The following is a 2,005-nucleotide window of genomic DNA, read 5'->3' on the forward strand; positions in this document are numbered from 1 at the left end:
GGTTGTGCGTCCAGCTAAGGCTGGCGTGTTCAGCAGGAGATAGACCTGCCGGGGTAGAAGTCAGAAGCTCCGTAGCTGGGATAGCAGGGTGGCGGGAAACCAAGACTCTGAAGCCTATCGACGACCGTCTCCTTGGGGGACGTGCGAGTCATCGGGCCGTAATGAAGATGAACGTGGATGTGGCCTCGAAAGTGAAGAGACCCGAAGGCCGAGCTCGCAACCGAGAGGGCGAAGGCAGCATGGGTAGCCGAAATCTGACCGATACGGCTATTCCACTTCGGCGGGGTGGAAGCGACGGCACGATGACAAGGACATGCTGAGCAACTGGAGAAGCCCTCCTCGCCCCGGCGCGAAATCGCCGGAGCAAGGTAGGTCCTATAACCGGCGAACCCGGGAAGTGGACCGAAGGCGAGAGGGTGGCGGATGGGTCCGTACTAGCTGTGAAGCCGGGTAACGCTGGTGGAGCGAAGGGGCCCTGCTGTTTGTAATTTCCTCGACAACATGGGAGGCAAGGGCGAGATGACAAAGGCGTCCAGCAGTTTGCAGGACCTGAGGCGGGGAATATACGTCAAGGCGAAGGCTGAACCGTCCTGGCGTTTCTGGGGTTTGTATGTCCATGTCTGCAAGATGGAAACGCTGTGCGAAGCGTACGCGTTGGCCAGAAAGAACAACGGCGCGCCGGGTATTGACGGGGTGACGTTCGAGGCCATCGAGGCGCAAGGCGTGGTGGGCTTTCTTGCGCAGATACAGGACGAACTGACCGGGCGCACCTACCGGCCACTGCGAGCACGGCGACAGGAAATACCGAAAGACGGGGGCAAAGTCCGCGTCCTTTCGATTCCTGCCATCCGCGATCGTGTGGTCCAGGGTGCGCTCAAGCTCATACTGGAGCCGATCTTTGAGGCAGACTTCCAACCGGGGTCGTACGGCTATCGTCCCAAGCGTACCGCGCACGAAGCGGTGCATCGGGTGGCAACGGCGATTGTTCAGTGCAAGACCCGCGTCATCGATCTTGACTTGCGCGCCTACTTTGACACAGTTCGGCATCATCTACTGCTTGAAAAAGTGGCGCGTCGGATCAAGGACGACGACGTCATGCATCTGCTGAAGCTGATGCTGACGGCGTCGGGCAAACAAGGCGTTCCGCAAGGCGGGGTGATTTCGCCCCTGCTCAGTAACATCTATCTCACGGAGGTAGACCGGATGCTGGAGCGGGTGAAAAGCTCAACGCGCAGCGGGAAGTACACCTACGTCGAGTATGCTCGATTCGCTGACGATCTGGTCGTGCTGATCGATGCTCACCCGCGCAATGCGTGGTTGCTGCGGATGGTAAGCCGGCGCCTTCGGGAAGAATTTGCCAAACTACAGGTCGAGGTTAATGAAGAGAAGAGTCGCACCGTGGATCTGGACCGCGCGGAAAGCTTCGGCTTCCTGGGGTTTGACTTCCGACGCCTGCGCAGTATCGGGCGGCAGGTGTGGCGAGCGCACTATACGCCCAAGTTGAAGAAACGCACGGCGTTATTGCGCAAGCTCAAGGAGGTGTTCCGGCGATACCAGTCGCAGCCGGTGGATCGGGTAGTGCAACTGATCAACCCGGTGCTGCGCGGCTGGGTGAATTACTTCGCTGTTGGACACTCCAGCGAGTGCTTCAGCTTCATCAAGGACTGGGTGGAAAAGAAGATTCGACGCCACATGGGTCGATCCCGGAATCGTCGGGGCTTCGGCTGGAAGACGTGGAGTAGGCACTGGCTATATGACGAACTGAAGCTGTTCAACGGCTATCGGGTTCGCCGTGCTACCACCCCGAAAGCGTCCCCGGCATGATAGGTCCCATAAATCTTGACGTGAAGCGAACAGGAAAGCGTAGTGCGGGAAAACCGCATGCTGCGTTTGACGTGGCGGGAGCTGGAAACGTGGCCATGGCAACCGGATTGAGGCCCACCGCGAAAGCGAGGGAAAAGCCACCGGGGCCTACCGTGCGCGCGCCAGTTCTCGACCCTACCTT

Annotated in this window: 1 protein-coding gene; it reads left to right on the forward strand. The window is 59.3% G+C overall.

Annotated features, from left to right (window positions below; genetic code table 11):
* The first annotated feature begins 519 nt into the window (after positions 1 to 519).
* A complete protein-coding gene (gene ltrA, locus BMI01S_RS37175) occupies positions 520 to 1,824 on the forward strand; it encodes a group II intron reverse transcriptase/maturase (RefSeq protein WP_042293308.1) in 1,305 nt (434 codons plus the stop codon).
* Positions 1,825 to 2,005 lie beyond the last annotated feature (181 nt).

It is taken from the genome of Paraburkholderia mimosarum LMG 23256 = NBRC 106338, assembly GCF_000739815.1.
Classification (GTDB): domain Bacteria; phylum Pseudomonadota; class Gammaproteobacteria; order Burkholderiales; family Burkholderiaceae; genus Paraburkholderia; species Paraburkholderia mimosarum.

Excerpts from the sequence above, each read along its gene's own strand:
- ltrA (WP_042293308.1), top strand. The coding sequence starts at position 520 with ATGACAAAGGCGTCCAGCAGTTTGCAGGACCTGAGGCGGGGAATATAC.